Source organism: Empedobacter sp. UBA7494 (assembly GCF_002478465.1).
In the GTDB taxonomy this organism is placed as follows: Bacteria; Bacteroidota; Bacteroidia; order Flavobacteriales; family Weeksellaceae; genus Empedobacter; species Empedobacter falsenii_B.
In genome coordinates this window covers 1-20,614 of sequence record NZ_DLOC01000018.1, presented here as the reverse complement: position 1 = coordinate 20,614, position 20,614 = coordinate 1, and the positions used below count along the sequence as shown (strand labels likewise).

General features: G+C 30.7%; 19 protein-coding genes. 7 read left to right on the top strand and 12 right to left on the bottom strand.

The features are described from left to right. Positions 1–82 precede the first annotated feature (82 nt). Positions 83–766: a DUF6261 family protein gene (locus B4E95_RS01850; protein WP_291089482.1), complete on the top strand. Its 684-nt coding sequence runs from the start codon at positions 83–85 to the stop codon at positions 764–766. 149 nt (positions 767–915) lie between these two features. Further along, a complete protein-coding gene (locus tag B4E95_RS01845; RefSeq protein WP_291089479.1) occupies positions 916–2,022 on the top strand; it encodes a TlpA disulfide reductase family protein in 1,107 nt (368 codons plus the stop codon). A gap of 74 nt (positions 2,023–2,096) precedes the next feature. Here the strand turns inward: B4E95_RS01845 and B4E95_RS01840 are convergent, their stop codons facing one another. Genes B4E95_RS01840 through B4E95_RS01825 form a run of 4 tightly spaced genes read right to left on the bottom strand, consistent with a single transcriptional unit; the run spans position 2,097 to position 6,809 of the window. Continuing rightward, positions 2,097–3,668: a DHA2 family efflux MFS transporter permease subunit gene (locus B4E95_RS01840; RefSeq protein ID WP_291089476.1), complete on the bottom strand. Its 1,572-nt coding sequence runs from the start codon at positions 3,666–3,668 to the stop codon at positions 2,097–2,099. A gap of 21 nt (positions 3,669–3,689) precedes the next feature. Further along, positions 3,690–4,883: an HlyD family secretion protein gene (locus tag B4E95_RS01835; protein WP_221854138.1), complete on the bottom strand. Its 1,194-nt coding sequence runs from the start codon at positions 4,881–4,883 to the stop codon at positions 3,690–3,692. A gap of 11 nt (positions 4,884–4,894) precedes the next feature. Beyond that, positions 4,895–6,190 carry a TolC family protein gene (locus B4E95_RS01830; RefSeq protein WP_221854139.1) on the bottom strand — a complete coding sequence of 432 codons (1,296 nt, stop codon included), beginning with the start codon at positions 6,188–6,190 and terminating at the stop codon, positions 4,895–4,897. Continuing rightward, entirely contained in the window at positions 6,180–6,809 is a 630-nt protein-coding gene (locus B4E95_RS01825; RefSeq protein ID WP_221854140.1) for a TetR/AcrR family transcriptional regulator, read from the bottom strand. The genes B4E95_RS01830 and B4E95_RS01825 overlap by 11 nt, the downstream gene beginning before the upstream one ends. 105 nt (positions 6,810–6,914) lie before the next feature. On the opposite strand from B4E95_RS01825, the gene B4E95_RS01820 reads away from it, so the two are divergent. The 3 genes from B4E95_RS01820 to B4E95_RS01810 all read left to right on the top strand — a co-directional run bounded on the left by B4E95_RS01820 (position 6,915) and on the right by B4E95_RS01810 (position 9,741). Continuing rightward, positions 6,915–8,186 (top strand): DUF2851 family protein, encoded by a 1,272-nt coding sequence (locus B4E95_RS01820; protein WP_291089473.1) that lies wholly within the window; start codon positions 6,915–6,917, stop codon positions 8,184–8,186. Then, positions 8,187–8,408 (top strand): PspC family transcriptional regulator, encoded by a 222-nt coding sequence (locus B4E95_RS01815; RefSeq protein ID WP_038332996.1) that lies wholly within the window; start codon positions 8,187–8,189, stop codon positions 8,406–8,408. 187 nt (positions 8,409–8,595) lie between these two features. Next, complete coding sequence (locus tag B4E95_RS01810; RefSeq protein ID WP_291089470.1) at positions 8,596–9,741, top strand: ComEA family DNA-binding protein; 1,146 nt, start codon at positions 8,596–8,598, stop codon at positions 9,739–9,741. An 85-nt stretch (positions 9,742–9,826) separates the two neighbouring features. On the opposite strand, the gene B4E95_RS01805 is transcribed toward B4E95_RS01810, so the two are convergent. From B4E95_RS01805 to B4E95_RS01785, 5 genes are all read right to left on the bottom strand, one after another. Next, positions 9,827–12,739, bottom strand: a complete 2,913-nt coding sequence (locus B4E95_RS01805) for a M16 family metallopeptidase (protein WP_291089467.1) — start codon at positions 12,737–12,739, stop codon at positions 9,827–9,829. A gap of 71 nt (positions 12,740–12,810) precedes the next feature. Next, positions 12,811–13,188 (bottom strand): fluoride efflux transporter CrcB, encoded by a 378-nt coding sequence (crcB, locus tag B4E95_RS01800; RefSeq protein WP_291061406.1) that lies wholly within the window; start codon positions 13,186–13,188, stop codon positions 12,811–12,813. Beyond that, positions 13,188–13,655, bottom strand: a complete 468-nt coding sequence (locus B4E95_RS01795) for a hypothetical protein (protein WP_291089463.1) — start codon at positions 13,653–13,655, stop codon at positions 13,188–13,190. The genes crcB and B4E95_RS01795 overlap by 1 nt, the downstream gene beginning before the upstream one ends. After that, positions 13,655–13,861, bottom strand: coding sequence for a hypothetical protein (locus B4E95_RS01790; RefSeq protein ID WP_125349604.1), 207 nt, complete (start codon positions 13,859–13,861; stop codon positions 13,655–13,657). The genes B4E95_RS01795 and B4E95_RS01790 overlap by 1 nt, the downstream gene beginning before the upstream one ends. A gap of 70 nt (positions 13,862–13,931) precedes the next feature. Next, entirely contained in the window at positions 13,932–15,500 is a 1,569-nt protein-coding gene (locus tag B4E95_RS01785; RefSeq protein WP_291089460.1) for an NAD(P)/FAD-dependent oxidoreductase, read from the bottom strand. A gap of 106 nt (positions 15,501–15,606) precedes the next feature. On the opposite strand from B4E95_RS01785, the gene B4E95_RS01780 reads away from it, so the two are divergent. Then, complete coding sequence (locus tag B4E95_RS01780) at positions 15,607–15,999, top strand: protease inhibitor I42 family protein (protein WP_291077798.1); 393 nt, start codon at positions 15,607–15,609, stop codon at positions 15,997–15,999. 48 nt (positions 16,000–16,047) lie between these two features. On the opposite strand, the gene B4E95_RS01775 is transcribed toward B4E95_RS01780, so the two are convergent. From B4E95_RS01775 to B4E95_RS01765, 3 genes are all read right to left on the bottom strand, one after another. Then, entirely contained in the window at positions 16,048–17,241 is a 1,194-nt protein-coding gene (locus B4E95_RS01775; RefSeq protein WP_291077800.1) for an aminopeptidase C, read from the bottom strand. A gap of 366 nt (positions 17,242–17,607) precedes the next feature. Then, a complete protein-coding gene (locus tag B4E95_RS01770) occupies positions 17,608–18,390 on the bottom strand; it encodes a hypothetical protein (protein WP_291077802.1) in 783 nt (260 codons plus the stop codon). 37 nt (positions 18,391–18,427) lie between these two features. Next, complete coding sequence (locus tag B4E95_RS01765; protein WP_291089457.1) at positions 18,428–20,056, bottom strand: hypothetical protein; 1,629 nt, start codon at positions 20,054–20,056, stop codon at positions 18,428–18,430. A gap of 108 nt (positions 20,057–20,164) precedes the next feature. On the opposite strand from B4E95_RS01765, the gene B4E95_RS01760 reads away from it, so the two are divergent. Next, positions 20,165–20,476 (top strand): DUF3817 domain-containing protein, encoded by a 312-nt coding sequence (locus B4E95_RS01760; protein ID WP_125350851.1) that lies wholly within the window; start codon positions 20,165–20,167, stop codon positions 20,474–20,476. The last annotated feature ends 138 nt before the right edge of the window (positions 20,477–20,614 follow it).

Below are 20,614 nucleotides of genomic sequence, written 5' to 3'. Positions count from 1 at the left end.
CCTAAATGCACTACGGGTTAATATATTGATTAAGTTTATAAGATTCTAATATTAAATGAATTATAACCTAAAATAAATTATTATGAAAATTACATTAACTTCATTATCGACAAAAAATCTAGCGACATTAGCGCAGCGAACTATCAACTCTTCTCAAGCCGGAAATTACACCATTGTAGAGAACCACCCTTTGTTGCTGTCGCTTATTGCGAGTTATCAAAACTACGACACGGTATACACAAAGTTGACCTACAGTGGCAAAGGAAAAGAGGTGGCGACAGCGGATAAAGAGAGAGATGTTGCATTTAGTAACATGAAGGCTTTCTTGAATGGTTATCGTAAATTGACTTCTGTCGCGAACTATCAAGATGCGGAAGCTTTGTACAAAGTTTTCCAAATGTTTGGACTGGATTTAGACAGATTGAGTTATTCTGCCGAAACAGCTCAATTGAAGAAGCTTATCGAAGAATTAGAAAAGCCAGATAATACATTGCGTATTATCAACTTATCGCTTGTAGCAGCTTTTGATGATTTGAAAACAAAACATACTGATTTTGAGATATTATTTGCGCAACAAGCAGAGGCTAATGCAGATCTTCGTCAAATATCGAGTGCGTCATCTTCTCGAAAAGAATTGGAACAAGTACTGCGATCTTACCTCAATCTAATTACAGCAATGAAAGATGTACCGGATTGGTCTAATTTGTACCACGATTTGAATGAGATTGTGAAAGCAGCAAGAAATAGTGTGTTGCCTGCAAGTTGAACAAGTAAACAAACGAGCCGAAATTGTAAAAATACTAAACGTTAATTATTGAATAATAAAACCTCCACCCAAATTGCTTGGGTGGAGGTTTTTTTGAGATGATTTTTCGAAATATTTAATTAGATTTATAAATAATTAACTACATAATAATGACTAAACTATTAACACTAATTATCTTATTTGTTTTTACAAACTTATTTGCTCAAAAACAATTTACTATTTCTGGAAAACTTGATGGATTTGATGAAAATGCATTGGTCAAAATAAGTATTAATAATGCTCCTATTGATAGTGTCGTATTAGTTAAAGGGGGTTATAAATTAGAAGGAAAATTAAAAGAGGTTCCATCTTCGGTTTATATTACAGTCAAAAATGGAAAAGATTATCATTCTGCACTTCTTTTTATTGGTAATGAAAAAATTACACTAAATGCCACAAAAAAAGATTTTCCTTATGATGTAAAAACTTCTGGATCTGAGTATGACGAGATGAGGTATAAATATGCTCAGTTTGATAAAGATTATACGATAAAACGACGAGAATTTTTAACTGATATGATGTCGCTTCGTGAACAAAATAAATGGAATGATAGTTTACAAAAAACATACTGGGGTAAAGTAGAACCTTATGGTAAAATAACTGCATTAGATAATGAATTTGCAAAGAATAGTCTTCAATTTTATCAAGATAATATAAATTCATACTATACACTTTCATTAGTTAATTCATACAAGACAGAATTGTCAAAAGAAGTTTTAATTGATTTGATGAATAAGTTAGAATCTAAATATAAAAAATCAGCCTATTACAAATCTATCATGACAGATATTAATACAGAAAAGTTAAATATTGGCGACAGTTATATAGATTTTATGGCGTATAATCAATCAAATAAAAAAGTTAATTTTTCAGATTATTTCAAAGGAAAATATGTGTTATTAGATTTTACAACTTTTTATTGTGGATTCTCTTTAGAATCTATTCCTGTTTTAGATCAAATAAAGACTAATAATCGTGATAAGTTAGAAATTGTAAGTTTCTATGTAGATAAAGAAGAAATTGGTTATAAAAACTTTCTTTTAAAACATGCAGAAGATTGGATTTCGCTTTGGGATAAAGAAGGTAGAACAGGAGGTACTTATACAAAATACAAGATTATCGGTACACCAACTTTTTATCTTTTTAATCCAGAAGGAAAACTTATCCTAGCAGATTTTGGATTAGATGAAAAGAAAATTACAGAATCAATCAAATAAAAAAAATCCATCCCAATAAATTGAGATAGATTTTACATTTATAAAAAACTGAAAATTAAAATAATTATTCTTTTTTAATGTCCTGCACTGATTACTTTACCTGCTCCTTTTTTGATAAAGAACAGAATAAATGGAATACAGATTAGGAAAACTACACCCAAATACAAGAAAACATCCATATAAGTTAACACAGTTGCTTGTTTGGTAACTTGTAAATCGAGTAGGTTATAGGCTTTATTTAATGCTTCATTTGGGGCAAAACCTTTACTAATGAAGCTCATTTGTAAATTCTGAATATGTTTTTGTACATCAAAATCGGATGTATCAAGATGCGAAACTAAATTTGTTCGGTGTCCAACTGTCCAACGAGAAATAAATGTTGTAATAATCGCGATACCAAAAGATCCTCCTAACTGACGCATCATTCCTGTAAAGGCAGCTCCTTCACCAATTTGTTGCCCTTTCAAGCTCGAAAGTGAAAGTGTGGTAACAGGTACAAATAATAATCCCAATCCAACTCCACGAACAATTAATGGCCAAAAGAAATGCTCGGAACCTGTGTCTGGTGTTAAGATTTTGTATGACCAAAAACTGTAACAGAAAAAGATAAAGAATCCTCCTGCAACCATGTATTTTGGTGGTACACCTTTTTGTAACATTGTTGCGATGATTGGCATCATGAATGCAGTCATCAACGACGAAGGAATTAATAATAAACCTGCATCAGTTGCAGTCCATCCTAAGATTGATTGTGTATAAATTGGAATAATGAATGTCGATCCATATAATCCAAATCCTAAGATGAAGGATAAAATAGTACCAACTGCTAAGTTGCTATCTTTCAGTACACGTAAATTTACAATTGGATGTTTGAAAACTAATTCTCGCCAAACAAATAAAATGAATCCGAAGAAACTTGCGATACTCAAGGTTACAATTGTCGAATCTGAGAACCAGTCGTCTTGTTGTCCGTGTTCTAATACATATTGTAACGATCCAACTGCAATGGCTAACAAAATAATTCCCAAGAAATCGACTTGGCTTAGTTTTGATTTCTCTGCATATTTTGGGCTACGAACAAATGATATCGTTAACAATACGGCAATAATCCCGATCGGAATATTGATGTAAAATATATATGGCCAAGACCAATTATCAATAATATAACCTCCTAAAGGCGGACCAAGCGTAGGACCAACAATAACTCCCATTCCATAAATTGCCTGCGCTAAACCACGTTTTTCGGGTGGATAACTTTCGGTAATGATAGTTTGCGAAGTTACCAACAGTGCTCCACCACCAAGTCCTTGTATAAATCGGAACAAGATAATTTCCCACAACGTTGTTGCATTTCCACAAAGAAACGAAGAAACTGTAAAAATAATAATCGAAGCCGCAAAATAATTGCGTCGTCCAAATTGTTGCGACAACCAGCTGGTCATCGGTACTACAATTACGTTGGCAATTGCGTAAGCGGTAACCACCCACGCAATATCAGTTAAAGAGACACCCAAACTACCTTTCATGTCATTCATTGCAACGTTAACAATTGTTGTATCAACAATCTCTAACAACGCACACATGATTGCGGTAATGGTGATGATTACACGTCTTGCACCATATTCAACTAAATTATTTTCTTCCATAATTTTTCTGAATAGGTGTTATTACTTTGCAGAAGTATTCGATTTTAAAAGAATATCAGCTTCCACGTTCATACCTGGACGAATCATTTTCAACATTTCATCTTTTTGATCGATAAATTCGATTTTAATAGGAAGACGTTGAACTGTTTTTACGAAGTTACCAGATGCATTATCTGGAGGTAATAACGCAAACTTAGCACCTGTTGCAGGAGATAAAGACGTTACTTTCGCTTTGAATTCGTGTTTTGGATAAGCATCAACTTTGATGATGGCTTCTTGTCCAACTCTAATTTTTTCTAATTGAGTTTCTTTGTAGTTTGCCACAACCCAAATATTATTTGTTGTCACAATATTAAACAAAGATTGACCAGCTTGTACCAATTGTCCTGGTTGTAAATTAATTTTAGAAACTTGTCCATCTTCAGCCGCAATTACATACGTATAAGACAAATATAATTTTGCATTATCGATGTTTGTTTTGCTTTGACCAATTGCTGCTTCCGCAACTTTAATTTGTGCTTTTGAAGCATCAGCTTGTGCTTTCGAAGTGTTCACTTGTTTTGCTGTAGCTTGCGCTTGTTTTGCTGTAGAAGCTAATTGAGCACGAGAAACACCTAATTGTTCTTGTACAATTCGCAATTGTTTTTCTGCTGTTTCTTTTGCTGCTAAAGCTTGCTCGTATTGTTGTTTTGTGATCGATTGATTTTGATATAATTTATTGTAACGATCAAAATCATTTTTCGTTCTCCAAACTTGTACTTTTGCTGCTTCTACATTTGCTTGAGCTGTATTAACACTTGCTTGAGCTGTTTCGATTGTAGTATTTGCTGCAACTGCACCAGCTTCTGTCACTCCAATTGCTGCACCAGCTTGAGAAACACCCGCGTGAGCAACTCCTAATTGACCTTCTGCTTGTAATAAAGCATCTTGCGATTGTTGCAATTTCAAGGCAAATTCAGATCCGTCCAAAACAACTAATGTATCACCTTTGTGAACCATTTGGTTATCTTCTACTAAAATCTTCTGAATGTATCCTGAAACTTTAGGAATAACAGGTGTTATTTTTGATTCAATTTGTGCATCATCAGTAATTTCGTGCGCTTGTCCGTGTAAATATTTATAAACTCCATATCCACCTCCAAGGATGATTAATGCTCCTAAAACGATGATAAATTTTGAATTTATTTTTTTCTTTTCTTGATTATTTTCTTCCATATCGAGAGGTGTTATTGTACGTTTTCTAATAAAATTCCTGTAGTATAGTAATATTCGTAGATCGCTAATTGTTCGTCAGCATCTCCGACAACTTGATTGATTTTTGCTTGCAATTGTTGTACATCCGCTTCTAATAAATCGTCTGTATCAGCCAATCCGTTGTCATTTTTATCTTTTACAATTCTGTAGTTTTCGTTTGCTTGTTCTACAGCTTCCTTGTAAACATTATTTTTCTTTTTTGCTAAATCATACTTTTGAAAAGCTTCGTTCATTTCAACTTTAGCTTTATCAATTGTCGTTTCTTTTTGCATCTCATTTTCTAATTTCTGAGCTTTTGCAATTTCAACTTCTGCTTTATTTTTATACAAAGAAGATAAATCATATTTTAATCCAACACCAACATTTGTTGCATTTGTAACCGAAGCAACTTTATCAATATCCATCGCAATATATCCTGCTGAAACCGCTAATTGAGGGTAATAAGCTGCTTTCGCAATTTTGATTTGACTATCAGCAATCTGATTTTTTACATCATATGATTTAACATCTGTACGATTGACGTAATCTTGAGAATTTTGATTGATGGTTTTCAAGGTTTCTACATTATCAACATGAACGATTTTACTTTCGTCTTGTCCAGTCAATAAATTCAATCGGTAATTGATGTTTTTGTATTGCGTTTCGGCTTCATCAATTGCAACTTGTACATTCGATGCTTGTAATTTTGCTCTCAACAAATCATTTCTCGCGATGATTCCGTTATCCAAAAAGTTTTGAAAATCTTTCACACGTTGATTTGCTCTCACTAAGTTTTCATTCAAAACATCGATAGAACGTTGCGTTTTGTACAATCCAAAATATAAATTGATAGCTTGCCAAACCACATTTTCTTTTGTTGCTTCGATTTGTAAGTTTGATAAATCAACCATTAATTCACTGCTTTTGATTGCATTTTTAATTTTAAATCCTGCAAAAACAGGAACAGATGCACTTGCTTGTCCTAATAATAATTGGTTTGGTTCAACTCCCATTCCTCCACCAGAAGATTGCATCGGAAGTTTGATGTCTACATTTGTTGTCGTAAACAAATGCATGTATTGTCCACTCAACGAAATGTCTGGTAAACGATTGTTTTTCGCGCTTTGTACTTTATACTCATTTGTATTTTTAGCAGCTTCGGCAACTTTCACAGATTTATTGTTCTGCAAACTTTGTTGAATAACTTCCTGCAAAGAAACGTTGGTTTCCTGCGCATGAGCGAAAGTAGCAACAACTAAACAAATCGGTAAGAAAATTTTATTTTTCATCGTATAGTAAAATTGCTTTTAAAGAATCTATTAAATAAGGGTAATATTCTTCGTGAATATGTTCTGTAAACTCTTCATGAGAAGATAATCCCCATTGTTTCATATATGTTTTTTCGTTCAAAATCAAATAAGATGTTCCACCAATAACTACCATTACAACAGCTTCGGCAGGAGCTTTTCGTTTAAAAACGCCTTCAGAATATCCTTCACTAATAATATTTGTGATATATTCTAAATTTTTTGTTTTTAAGTCATTGACTTTACAATCAATTTCTAAAATTGAATCTCTTTTTGAATATTCTCTTGCCATAATTCGATGAAATTCAGGTTTATCCAATATTCTATTCAAATAAGCTTTTAGGATTGACTGTAACTTTTCAAATGGAGAAAGTGTCGAATTTTGTGAAATTGAGGCCAATGATTCATTGAAAGTTGTGATACGCCAACTAAATAAATTCTCGACCAATTTATCTTTTGATCCAAAATAATAGCTAATCATCGCAATATTAATGTTTGCTTCTTTTGCAATTTCACGAACACTTGCAGCATCAATTCCTCGTCTTCCAAAAACTCGTTCAGCCGCGCCCAAAATTTCTATTTGCTTCTCACTTAATTCCATCTTAAAAAAATTGAACGTGCAAAATTAAACAAACGTTTAATTAATTTAAAAAAAATAAGTATTTATTTTAATGATTTTTTATAATTCATTGATTAACTTTTGTCTATGAAAGAAATTTTTCTACATCATATTTGGAAATTGAATCAATTTTCACATCAAAGCTTACAAACTTTTCATGGGGATTTCATTGAAATTGTGAAAGTTGGAAAGTTAAACCATCATTCTGGGCCAGATTTTTTGGAAGCAGAAATCATCATTGGCGATAAATTGTGGATTGGAAGTGTCGAAATGCATGTTAATTCTTCGGATTGGAATTTTCATCAACATTCAAATGATTTATCGTATCAAAATGTGATTTTGCATGTTGTATGGAATCACGATTGTGAAGTTGATATTTTGCGTCAACGTAATGTACAAACTTTGATTTTACAAGATTTTGTAAAACCGGAAATTGTTTTTAATTATCAAAATATTATTAATTCTAAGTTGGATAAAATTTATTGTAAAGAATTTTTAAATTCAATTGATTTGAAGCAATTTTCTTTTTGGTTTGAACGAATTTTAATCGAACGTTTCGAAGAAAAAACAAACGATATTGTACAAATTTTAGAACACAATAATTCGAATTGGGAAGAAACATTGTTCAAAAGTTTGGCAAAGAATTTTGGATTAAAAGTTAATGTAGAAACTTTTGAGATTTGGGCAAATTCTTTTCCGTTCAAAGTTTTGCAAAAAATACAATTTAATGCCCAAAAAGTTGAAGCCTTGTTTTTTGGACAAGCCAGTTTTTTAGAAGAAAACTATGAGAATGATTATTCTAAGCAATTAAAAAACGAATATCAATTCCTGAAAAATAAATATCAATTAAAATCAATTGAAAATAGTTTGTTCCGATTTTCGAAAATGAGACCAATTGGTTTTCCGACGATTCGTTTGGCGCAATTAGCATCGATTTATGTGAATTATCAAAGTTTGTTTTCTGAAATTATTCAGCCAAAAAATTTGAAAGAATTTTATAAAATCTTCGAAAATTTGGAATTAAATTCTTTTTGGGAAACGCATTATACATTTAAGAACGAATCAAAATTTCAACTCAAAAATCTTTCAAAAGATAAAATAAATAATTTGCTCATCAATTCTATTATTCCGATTCGTTATGCTTTTGAGCGACAAAAAGATGAGGTAGAAATTGATTTTTATTTGGATTTATTGAATGAAATGGAAGCAGAAAATAACTCGATTTTAACCAAATTTGAACGAATTGGTTTTGAAAATAAAACCGCAAAAGATTCTCAACAATTAATTCAACTCAAAAAAAGATATTGCTCCGAAAAAAAATGTTTAAATTGCGCTATCGGACAACAAATTTTACGATAAATGAAAGATCAAATAAGGAATTTTACCGAAACAGAATGGTTTAATGTGATTTCGCGATTTGCAGACAAATTGGGAATTCGCGTTGCAAAATTACGTTTAATTTTCATTTATTTAACTTTTGCAACTTTCGGTTTAACATTTGTTGGTTATTTTATCATGTTATTCTTTTTTTGGGTAAAAGATTGTTTTGTTATCAAACGAAAATCGGTTTTTGATTTGTAAAAAATATTTACAAATACTTAAAACCTTTTATTAATTTTAGATTTCTTAATTTGTTAAATATTTGATGGTTATGTCGTTTTCGATATCGTGAGTGTTTGATAAGGATATTATTTTCACTTCTTTTCCAACCAAGATGAAATATTTAAAAAAATCTACTTTTTACCTGAATAAATCGCAAAGATTTGGCTTGTATTTATTATTTGTTTTGATTTTGTTATTTGAGATTTTTCAACATATTTCAGTTGAAAAAGAAACATATCAATTATCAGAAGCAGATAAAGCTTTGCTAGCAAATTATCAAAAAACTCCGAAAAATTATACATTTAATTCTACTTCAAATAAACAAGTAAAAGATTCAATCAAACCCTTTAACCCAAACGAATTATCTTTAGAAGATTGGATGAATTTAGGGTTTTCGGAACGTCAAGCCGAAGTCATTTTGAAATATAAAGGAATTGTTGGCGGAGAATTTACATCGAAAGAACAGCTTAAGAAATGTTATGTTATCGATGAAGGAAAGTATAATGAATTAGCTCCTTTTGTTCTTTTACCAGAACAATCTAAATCGAGTTTTATAGATTATTCATCACCAAAAACTAAAATAGTTTACAAAAATTTCAATCCAAATGATTTGCCACAACAAGGCTGGGAAAAACTTGGTTTTTCGCCAAAACAGGCAGAAATAATCATGAAATATAAACAGATTGTTGGAGGAAAGTTTACGTCGAAAGAGCAATTGAGGAAATGTTTTGTGATTGATGATGCGAAATATGCAGAGATGAAAACGTATATTTTGTTACCAGAAAAATCAAAGGAAGATGAAAGAAATGAGAAGAAACAAAGTGGCAAAAAGATTCAATATATAAAATTTAATCCAAATAGTTATTCTGAAAATGATTGGCAAAAAATAGGTTTTTCGTCTAAACAAGCTGTTTCAATTCTAAAATATAAAAATATTTTGGGAGGACAGTTTAAATCGAAAGAACAATTGAAAAAATGTTATATGATTTCGGACGAAAAATATGCGGAAATGGAACCTTATATTGATTTGCCTGAAAATATAATTTATAAAGCTAAACAGCCAAAAGTTGAACAGTCAAAAAGTGAAGATAAAGTAGCAGAAAAAATAGAAATAAAAGGCAAGTTTAATCCAAATAATTTGAGTCATGAGGATTGGATGAAACTTGGTTTTACAGAGAAGCAAGCAAATACGATTCTTAATTTTAAACGTTCATTAGGTGGGAGTTTTAAAGATGCAAAAACATTGAAAAGATGTTATGCGATAAGTGAAGAAAAGTTTAAGGAAATTGAGCCTTATTTGGTGTTTGAGTGATTATTCATTCATAGGTTGGTTTTAAAAAATAAACGCGTTTTAGGATTTCCTAAACGCGTTTATTGGTTTTTATAATGTCTGATTATTAATAGTTAAATAATTCTTCTAAAGTCAATTCTTTTACTTGTCCAAGTTTTTCAACAGATGGCCAGTCTAAGTTTTCTTTCTTACCAATTAAACCAACATTGAAGTTTTGACCTTTGATATGTTTTTGGAAAAATTGATCCAATTGATCTAATGTTAATTTAGATGTTTGATCGTAAATATCTTTATTGATATCATAATTTAGACCTTTATCTTGTAATGATAACCAATAAAAGAACACATTTGCTTTTGTATAACGACTTGTAGCGATTTGCTTAAGTGCTGCTTGCTTAGAATTATTGAATTGATTTTCTGCTTTTGGCATATTATTCATTAATTCTTTCATTGCGTCAACAGCTTGTGGCAATTTGTTTGCTTGTGTTCCAATTACAGCTCTTACATAATTGTAATTATCTTTTTTATTTGCATTAATGTAATAAGAACCAGCAGAATAAGCCAATGATTTAGACTCGCGAATTTCTTGGAAAACGATAGATGACAAACCTCCACCAAAATACTCATTGAAAATTCCTGTAGATGTCAACAAAGTTGGATCATATTTAGTATCACGAGCAAAGAAATTAATTTCCGCTTGTACCATATCGTAAGGAGCAAAATATACTTTACCATCTGTAGTTGGTTGTGGATATTCTTTTTTCTTAGGATAATCTAAATTTTTTCCGAAATTATGATGTTGTTCAATTGCTTTTTTCGTTTCTGCTTCATTATTTCCGTAATAGAAAATTTGGTGTTTGTAATTAAAGAAATCTTTAATGATTTGCGTTAATTCTTTTGGATCAATAGCTTTCAAATCAGCTTCAGAAATAATATCTCTCGAGCGATTATCTGGTCCGTATTGTGCATAAGTATTTAACAAAGAAGAAATCACGTTTTTGTTCTTTTTAGAATTTTCTCTTGATTTCAAAATTGTTTTCACATATTCTTGATACGATTCATTATTTGCAACGGCATCACTTAAAAGATGTTCAAATAATTTGATTCCGCTTGTTAAGTTCTTTTGTAAACCAGTGATATAAAGAGAAGTTCTTTCTGTACCAGGATTAACTCCATAATCAACACCAATTTTATAAAACTCTTTTTTCAAGTTCTCTGGCGAATATTTGGACGTTCCTAAATAATTTAAGTAATTAATCGCTAAACCAAGCTTTTTATTATTGTCCGATCCCATATCCGCGATATAGTAAACAGAGCTAATATCGTTTGTCTTGTTCTGAATCGAAGTGAATTTTGTATTTTTGATTTTACCTTCGTTCAATTCTTTTTTGAAGTCAACAAAAACTGGTTTAATCTCACTTGATTTGATCTTCATGAAATCTTTGTACCAAGTAGATTCAGCATCACGATTCAATTGAATTGGCGTAATTCCAGGATTCGAAACACGTACCAAATCCTTGTTTTCACCTTGACGTTTGTAAACAATTACATAATTATTCGTATAATTATTCTTTGCAAAGTCCATTAGTTCTTGCTTTGTTACACGACCCATATCATCATATTGATCGACAACTTCTGCCCAAGGAACATCATTGATATATGATTTGTACAAACTTGCTGCTAAAGAACGAGTATTTTCCCAGCTTTTCATACGAGATTTTCTTAAATCATTTACAACTGCTTCTATCATCCAATCATCAAATTCCCCTTTTTTGATTTTTTCAATCTGAGCAATTAATAAATCACGTACTTCTTCTAAACTTTGTCCCTGTTTTGGAGATCCTGAAAAAGAATGCATACCATAATCTCTAAAGAAAGAAGAAGAGCTTCCTGCTCCTAATGTTTTTTGCTGTTGATTGATATTTAAGTCGATTAATCCAGCTGTAGAATTACTTAAAATATAATCAATTAATGTTACATATTTTGCATCAGAACTTTTTGCTCCGTTAAAACGGTAAGCAAACTGAACACGTTCCGAAGATGGACTAAAAACTTCGCTTGTTACAATTTTTTTAATCGGCTCTTCTTTTGCAACATATTGTGCAGGAGCTGCTTTTGTAGCATAATTTCCAAAATATTTGTCAATCATTGGAACAGCCGTATCAAAATCGAAATCACCAATCAACATCACAGCCATATTGCTCGCTACATAATATTTATCGAAATAATTATGAATTGCAACCATTGATGGATTTTTTAAATGTTCTGAAGTTCCAATAGTTGTTTGAGTTCCGTAATGCGATTTTGGAAATAAGGTTTGCATTAGTTTATAGTAAACTAAACGTCCATCATTGTCTTGAGAACGATTAAATTCTTCGTAAACGGCTTCTAATTCAGTATGAAAAAGACGTAAAGTTAATTCTCTAAAGCGCTCAGATTCTACTGTTAACCATTTTTCTAATTCGTTATTCGGAATATTATTATGATAAATTGTTTCTTCTAAAGATGTATGCGCATTAGTTCCTGATGCTCCCAAAGATGAAATTAATTTATCGTATTCGTTTGCCACAGCATATTTGGATGCTTCTTGCGAAACTTGATCAATTTTTTTATAGATTTCTACTTTTTTTGCAGGATCTTTTTCTGCTTTGTGCTGTTCGTATAAATCTGAAATTTGTTGGATCAAAGGTTTTTCAACAGCCCAATTTTGTGTTCCGATTTTTGAAGTTCCTTTAAAAACCATATGCTCTAAGTAGTGAGCCAAACCAGTATTGTCTTCTGGATCGTTGTTAGAACCTGTTTTTACAGCTATATGAGTTTGGATTCTTGGTTCGTCTTTTATTTGAGCCAAATAGATTTTCAAACCATTTTTTAGCGTATAAATTCTTGTATTTGAAGGATCATTTTCTACCATTTCGTAGGTATATCCTTTATTGTCAGTTTTTTTCACTGTTTTTAATTGTGCGTGAGTAAATACAGAACCAAAAATGATTCCGCAGATCAAAATAGATTTCCTCATGTATTAATTTTTTAAGTTGCTTAAAAGTAATACATTAAAACGAATAAGAGAAAACTATTTTCGATATAGAGTTATTTTGTTAATCTAAAACCAATCATTGTAAATATTAATCCAATGAGTACACTCAAAAAAATATAAATAATTGGTGCGATGTAATTTTGTTGTTGAATTAAGTTGAAATTTTCATACGAAAAACTTGAAAATGTCGTGAAACCTCCACAAAATCCAGTTATCAATAAAAAATTGAAATAGGTATTTCCTAAACCATTTTTGATTGAATATCCATATAAAGTGCCAATCAAAAAACAACCGATAATATTTGTCAAAAACGTAGCAAATGGAAAAGGTTGCGAATAATATTTTCCGATTCCGTATGAAATTAAAAATCTTGCAACACTACCAAAAGCGCCACCTAAACCGACAAATAGTATAGATTTTAAGAGATTCATTACGCCATCCAACTATATAAAATTCCTATTTTTTTCCATTTATTATTTTCAAGTTTTAATAAAATTAAATTTCCACCTCCGCTTAATCCATTTGGATTATCAAGTTCGTAAATGATAGCATAATTTTTATTTTTTGAAATAAATGGATTTGAATATGTGTATTTATTATTTTTTTTAGATTTAAAAGAAAATTTATGATTGATATTTTTTCTTAGATTAATATTATTGAAATCAAATTCATTTTTTACAATTTGATAATTAATCAATTCATTATCGATTAAATCTTCTTCAAATGTTAGTTTATAGTATTCATCAATTAGAACTCTTAAAAAGTCTTCGTTTGAAATAATTTTATTTGAAACTTTAGATGAATTATTTTCAACAGAAATGTAATCTTCTAAAACTTTTACTTGAGCAAAACTTATAGAAGAAATAAAAATTAATAGTATAGATTTTAAGAGATTCATTAAATTCTATTAACAATTTTAATTAAAGCTAAAAATAGTAAAATGATGAATGAAATAATTCCTAAAAAGAATAAACCTAATCCAAAATAAGCAATTGTAATTGTTCCAATATTCCAACCGATTAAGTTGATTGAATAACCTATCAAAATCAGTACTACTGAAATCAATAAAAATTTGAAATTATTTACTTTTTCTAAATTCATCATTTCTAAAGATGCGAAGCTAAAACAAGTTCAGCTTGACATCTGTATTTTATTTTGAGTATTAAATATAAAACTATTTTTCGATAAAATTCTTCACAGCAATCGCAACTTTTGCTCCGTCCATTGCGGCAGAAATAATTCCACCCGCATAACCAGCTCCTTCAGCACAAGGAAATAAACCAGAAACTTGCGTATGTTCTAAGGTTTCTTCATTTCTCGGAATACGAACAGGCGAAGAAGTTCTGGATTCTGTTGCGACAATATTTGCGTTTTCGGTATAGTAACCATTCATTTTTTTACCAAATGTTTGAAAACCTAATTTCAAAGATTGATGAACTTCTTTTGGTAAAACTTCGCTCAATAAACCTGATGTTAAACCTGGTAAATACGAGCAATCATTTAATGAATTAGATAATTTCCCTGAAACAAAATCGGTCATTCGTTGTGCAGGTGCTTTTAATTTACCTCCACCAACTTGCCACGCTTTTTGCTCGACCATTTGTTGAAATTTCATTCCAGCCAAAGGTCCAGTAAAACCATATTTAGCAAAATCTTTTTCATCAACAGTTACAACCATTCCCGAGTTTGCAAAAAATCCGTCACGTTTGGAAGGCGACCAACCATTTACCACTAATTCTCCTTCATCTGTAGATGCGGGCGCGATAATTCCACCAGGACACATGCAAAAAGAGAAAACGCCGCGACCTGCTTCTTGTGAAACTAATGAATACGAGGCAGGAGGTAGAAATTCATTGCGCTCCGTTCCAATTGGACAATGGTATTGAGCAGAATCAATCAAGCTTTGGTGATGTTCTACACGAACGCCTAAGGCAAAAGGTTTTGCTTCAATTAAAACGTTCTTTTCATCTAACATTCTAAAAATATCACGAGCCGAATGTCCCGTTGCTAAGATCAAAGAAGAAGTTTTTATCTTTTTATCATGATTGATTTCAATTCCTTTGATTTGATTATTCTCGATGATAATATCCGTTAGTTTTGTATCAAACCAAACTTCACCACCACATTCGATAATTGCTTCGCGCATGTTAGCGATAATTCCAGGTAATTTATTTGTTCCGATATGTGGATGCGCTTCTTGTAAAATACGTTCTGTTGCACCGAAATGTACAAACCATTGCAAAGATTTCAGGATATTTCCACGTTTTGTAGAACGTGTATATAATTTTCCGTCCGAATAAGTTCCAGCGCCTCCTTCGCCATAACAATAGTTTGATTCAGAATTTACTTTTCCTTCTTTATTCATTGCTGCTAAATCACGACGACGATCACGAACATTTTTACCACGTTCGATGATAATTGGTTTTAGACCGTGTTCTATTAATTCTAACGCAGCAAATAATCCAGCAGGACCAGCACCAGCAATATAAACTTCGTGTTTGTTTTCTACATTTTGGAGATTTGGATGAAACTCGAAAGCATCAGAGAATTCTTCATTTACAAAAACATTGACTTGTAATTGGGAAATAATATTTCGGCTTCGTGCATCTAAAGAGCGACGAATAATTTGGTAAGCATTGATATTCTCCGGTTTTGTTTTAACAGCAGATGCTAAACGTTGTTTCAGAAGTTTCTCGTTTGCAGCTTCTGTAGGAGATATGCGTATCGTTACATTTTGAGGCATAATTATTGACTAAAAAATAAAGTACAAAATTAGATGAAAAAGCGCTTAGTTGAATAGCTTTATAACTGTTTTTATCAAAAAAATAAATAAAATCATCCATCATAAAATGAAAAAAACTTTATTATTAATTGTAAGTGCAACTTTGTTGACAGCGTGTGCAACAAATGCAAGTAAAGAACAAACGATCAATTTAGATACAATCGAAAATGTAAAAACGATTAAACTAAATGAAGGTGATCAGGTAAAATTAGAAGTTACTGCTAATCCTTCCACTGGTTATGACTGGTTTACTTCTGAACCAGAAGATTGTAGTGTGAAAATTGTTGATAAGTCAAATGTGAAAAATCAAAAAGAAGGAGTGGTAGGTGCGCCGAGTAAAAATGTATACACTGTGAAAGCGGGAAGCAAAGGCGAATGTACAATTCAGTTTGATTACAAAAGAGGCTGGGAGGAAGCTGCACCAACTAATACAAAACAAATTACATTTATTGTGAAATAAAAAAAATCCACTCATTGAGTGGATTTTTTTAGTTTATTATCTTACAAATTAGATTCCTAATTTTTTCAACGTTTGTTTTAGAACACCGTTTTTATGAACTAAAATATTTGTTGTTTTGTACTGAACAAAAGCTTTTGTTACATAAAGATATCCTTCGTAATCGTTAGTTAAACCCCAAGAGTTTTTCACGATATAGTAATCTTTTCCGTTTTGATCTTTCGCAATACCAACAATGTGCATTCCGTGATCATCAGTCGTTTGGTAATCATCAAAAGCAGCTTGACGCATATCTTCTGTAATTACTTTTTCTGGTTTTGGACCTTTGAACATATCTGCTTTTTGTTGCGCATTCATATCTGCAAAATCAACTTCTGGTACATACGCTACACCATTTTTCCAGCTAAATCCTTTTTCAGAAACGTCTGTTGCCCAAGCAACTGTAAATCCGTTTTTCAAAGCATAATCAATGTTGTCAGTCATCTCTGTCATCGGAACATTGTAGAAAGATTCGTATGCCCAGTTATCAGGAATCGCTAATACAAACGGTTTGTAATAGTCATGATCTTTGAAAGATGTAATCGCAACATAATCGTTTGGATTAATTCCTACCACTTGATCAGCAAATGTACGTGGTGTATATTTTTTTCCGTTGTATGTAAATTCTTTTGGATATTCTCCTAAATAGCTATCCAAAACAGCTGTATAGGCTTTCTCCCAGTTTGGTGTTAATTTACCATTTGGATTTGCAACAACCGCTTTCAAAACTCCTTCTTGAATGGCAGCCATTTCACCAAATTGATTAATTTTTGTTCCATAATTCAGACCTGTATAAGTTTCCGTTGGAACAGCTCCATATTTTTTGATTGTATTCAAAACATCATAGAAAGAACCTCCGTCACCTAAAGTTGTTGCACCATGCATACGTACATATTGTTTTCCTTTCTCAACATATGTATTTCTCGCATTGAAAATTGGAGACAATTGAATAGGTTGTTTTCCCATTCTTAACATTTCTGATTCGAAGAAAGAATTTCCTGAATATGACCAACAAGTTCCTGATGAACCTTGGTTTTCTACTGGAGTTTTAGCTAAATTGATAACGTCAGTAAATTTGAAAGCTTCTTTACTATTTTCACTAACATTTTTGTTCAGAGAATTAACTAAATTGTCTTGTGCAGACGCCAATTGAGCTGAAGCTAAAAATAAAGCTGAAGCTAAAACTGGATAAAAAATTTTACGCATTTTTAAATTTATTTTGTGTGAGTATTTTATAAGTAGCTAATTTCACGAAAATGTTAACAATAAACCTATAAAAATTTATAGTTTTTTTAATAAAAATTCTTAGTAATCATTTATACAATACATTTGGAAAGCTAAAACAACCTTGTTTATGATAAAAGTTTCTTTACGGACATTACAAACAGATATGTTTTAGATTAATGTAAGTTTACATTTATTACAAACGGACATGTTTTAGACTAATGTAGTCATAGATTTATTATAAACAACCTTGTTTGTAATCAAAGTTTCTTTACGGACACTACAAATAGATGTGTTTTAGATAAAACTATATTTAAGTTTTAAGTTGATTAAAAGTAACCTTCAAGGTTAAGGATTTTGTTCAATTAATGAATTAAATTTATTAATGATTTTTAAAGGCAAAGGATATTCAATTAGATAATTTTCCCAATAATTATTATAATAATTAGAAGAACTAAAATTGATTGAATTGTATTTTTTTCTTCCATTATCAAAATCAGAAAGAAGTTCTTTAGTAAGAAAAATTTCTGTGACGATTTCTTTTTTGCTTCCAAATAAATCTTCATTTTGTATTAAAGTAAAAGATTGAGGAATTCCCTTTTTATCCCATTTTCCGTAATTATTTAGAGTGACTTTTATATTTTTTTTACTAGAAAAATTTAAAACAAAGTTTATACTATCATTCTCAATTCCTTGATAATATTTACCAAATATAGAATCTCTACTGTTATAAACATCAAAATTATCTTTAGAAATTTCTACTTTTTTATATTTTTCATGACGATTATAACTAGGAATATTCCAAAATCCATAATAATCATTCATTATAGATACTTGCGTTTTTTTACTATTACTTTTTATCTCAGGATTATAAAAGTTTCTGTATTGTAAAACATACCTTTTTACTTTTAATTTATCTTTAAATTCTTCCTTTGGATAAAGATAATAAGCTTCACCATCTACAAAATCTGTTAAACTATCATTTTTGATTATCCAACTTCTAAAATAAGATTTTAATAAAATGTATTTTGTTTTATTCTGAATATTGACTTCATTTAAGTTTATAATATCATCTTTTTGACAAAATAAAGTTGGACTAAAGAGTAAAAATAGTAGCGATAAATATTTCATTATACAATGTTTATAAAAACAAAAGTAAAATATTTTTTTAAAACTGACTTAATATCCCAAAATGGATTTTAGATTCTTTGAAGTCGAATGAAGTTTCGTCTGTTTTACCAACTGCATAACTCAAATTGAAAATTCCCATCTTCGTTAAAAAAGAAATTCCAGTTCCGAAACTTAACAATGATGTATTTAGATTTGCGCGTTTGTTATCAATAAAACCATAATCGGCGAAAAGTCCAATATAAAAAGCTTCGCTTGGAACAAAACGATAATCTGCACTCAAAAATCCGTACATATTTGTTGTAATACTTTCTTCGTTAAAACCTCTAAAACTACCAAAACCACCAATTCTGTACAATTCGTTTTCGGAGAAATCATCGTCTTTCGTGAGCAAACCTCTAAATTCTGCACCAGCTTTTAAGAAATGCTTTTTGGATAATTCGAATAAACGAAACGTTTTTAGACCAACTTCAACTTGATTGACGGTTTTATTTTCCAAATCTTCTGTCCACGAAAAATTCTTTTCCTTTTTACGAATCGAATTTACCGCAACATTCAACATCGATTTTACTTCCATCAAACGAAAAGGATGTTTCAGGAAATAGTGATAACTCAAACCAAAACCAATTTTCGAATAATCGTCATAGCTCGATTTTAGATAAGAATCATCTTCCAGCAAAAAGTTAGACGATTGTATAATTCCGCTTACACCAATATTCGAGTTGAGGTTGAGTTGATAAAATAATCGCTCCGAAAAATCTAAATTCACAAAAACAGAATCTTGCTTGAAAAGCTTGAAATTCGTTTCCGAACCAATCGCAGATTTGAACAAATAAGGAACTTTAACACCAATATTCAACGACGTATTTTTATTCGCTGTTCCAATCCAATTTAACCTGATTTCTTCCAAACTATTGAACACATTGTTCAACGAAAGTTGTACATTTCCGTTCAATCTAAAATCGCCGTTATCATCTGTTCCAAAACCTAAAACACCATCAAAATAATTTGAATTTACTTTGCGAGGATACAAATATAAAATCGTAGAATCAGGCTTAAATAAAGTTTGTAGTAATTGCGCTTCTGCAATATAATTGGTTTGTTGCATTAATGTAGAAATTGTTGCCAATTTCTGTTCATTGTATACTTCGCCAGTTTTTATATTGAGTCCATGACGCAAATAACCTTTGGATAATTTTTCGTAACCAACCAATTTTACACCATCAATTTTGCGCTGATTTCCTTTGTCTAAAACCAATTCAATTTTCTGTTTATTTTGTTCAAAACCATTTGGAACAAGTTTTATTTGCGCAAACGGATAACCTTGATTAGTGTTGGTTGTTGCTATTTTATTTAGAATAGAATCTAAATTATTTGTTGGGAAATAATTATTTTTATTTTCGAACAATTCATTGTTTTTCACCCAAATTGTTTGGTACAATTTTCCTTTATTTAGATAAACTTTTTCATTTTTTATCGAATCAATCGTCAAAGTATAATAACCTGTTTTTTGAAGCGAATCTAAAGATGAATCAAGATTTTTGCTTTCGAAATCTTTTGTATACGATTTTGTATCATCATTATACCGTAAAAAATGATATGTTTTTTCTTGTCCAAAAAGAAAAATAGTTTGGATAAAAAAGAAGAATATGTAGCCTAAAAATCGCATTGTTGCTTATAATAACGTGTAAAATAGATGTTAAGTATTTGTTTTACTGATATCTATTAGTGTTCATGTGGAAATTAAAAATTATTTTTGACTTCAAATTTAAGATGAATGTTGAAATTATTTAAAATTACTGGATATTTAGAAGCTATTTCTGCGATAGTTTTGTTTTTTATCGCAATGCCAATGAAATATATTTGGGAAGATCCTACATGGGTAACACACGCAGGACGCGTACACGGAGGATTGTTTATAGCTTATATTATATTGGTTTATTTATTGAAAGAAAAATACAATTGGTCTTGGAAAATTTTTATGATCTTTTTTATCGCAGCAGTTATTCCTGGAGGAACAATTTGGGCGGAAAAAAGATTAATCGAAGGCAAAAAATATAAACAAATGTTGGCTGAAGAAGCGAAATAAGACAACGATTAGATAAAAAAGTAAAAACCTTAAACGTAATTGTTTAAGGTTTTTTTATGTTTTAGGAATCAAATTTTTCTAAATAAAAAAAGCCGAAGATTAATTTTCGGCTTTTATAGAGCGGGAAACGAGACTCGA

Bases quoted from the DNA above. Each gene is read 5' to 3' on its own strand.
- B4E95_RS01825 (WP_221854140.1), bottom strand. From the start codon at position 6,809: ATGGAATTAAGTGAGAAGCAAATAGAAATTTTGGGCGCGGCTGAACGA.
- B4E95_RS01760 (WP_125350851.1), top strand. From the start codon at position 20,165: ATGTTGAAATTATTTAAAATTACTGGATATTTAGAAGCTATTTCTGCG.
- B4E95_RS01845 (WP_291089479.1), top strand. From the start codon at position 916: ATGACTAAACTATTAACACTAATTATCTTATTTGTTTTTACAAACTTA.
- B4E95_RS01840 (WP_291089476.1), bottom strand. From the start codon at position 3,668: ATGGAAGAAAATAATTTAGTTGAATATGGTGCAAGACGTGTAATCATC.
- B4E95_RS01830 (WP_221854139.1), bottom strand. From the start codon at position 6,190: ATGAAAAATAAAATTTTCTTACCGATTTGTTTAGTTGTTGCTACTTTC.
- B4E95_RS01765 (WP_291089457.1), bottom strand. From the start codon at position 20,056: ATGCGATTTTTAGGCTACATATTCTTCTTTTTTATCCAAACTATTTTT.
- B4E95_RS01835 (WP_221854138.1), bottom strand. From the start codon at position 4,883: ATGGAAGAAAATAATCAAGAAAAGAAAAAAATAAATTCAAAATTTATC.
- B4E95_RS01850 (WP_291089482.1), top strand. From the start codon at position 83: ATGAAAATTACATTAACTTCATTATCGACAAAAAATCTAGCGACATTA.
- B4E95_RS01785 (WP_291089460.1), bottom strand. From the start codon at position 15,500: ATGCCTCAAAATGTAACGATACGCATATCTCCTACAGAAGCTGCAAAC.
- B4E95_RS01790 (WP_125349604.1), bottom strand. From the start codon at position 13,861: ATGATGAATTTAGAAAAAGTAAATAATTTCAAATTTTTATTGATTTCA.
- B4E95_RS01795 (WP_291089463.1), bottom strand. From the start codon at position 13,655: ATGAATCTCTTAAAATCTATACTATTAATTTTTATTTCTTCTATAAGT.
- B4E95_RS01815 (WP_038332996.1), top strand. From the start codon at position 8,187: ATGAAAGATCAAATAAGGAATTTTACCGAAACAGAATGGTTTAATGTG.
- B4E95_RS01805 (WP_291089467.1), bottom strand. From the start codon at position 12,739: ATGAGGAAATCTATTTTGATCTGCGGAATCATTTTTGGTTCTGTATTT.
- crcB (WP_291061406.1), bottom strand. From the start codon at position 13,188: ATGAATCTCTTAAAATCTATACTATTTGTCGGTTTAGGTGGCGCTTTT.
- B4E95_RS01770 (WP_291077802.1), bottom strand. From the start codon at position 18,390: ATGAAATATTTATCGCTACTATTTTTACTCTTTAGTCCAACTTTATTT.
- B4E95_RS01780 (WP_291077798.1), top strand. From the start codon at position 15,607: ATGAAAAAAACTTTATTATTAATTGTAAGTGCAACTTTGTTGACAGCG.
- B4E95_RS01775 (WP_291077800.1), bottom strand. From the start codon at position 17,241: ATGCGTAAAATTTTTTATCCAGTTTTAGCTTCAGCTTTATTTTTAGCT.
- B4E95_RS01820 (WP_291089473.1), top strand. From the start codon at position 6,915: ATGAAAGAAATTTTTCTACATCATATTTGGAAATTGAATCAATTTTCA.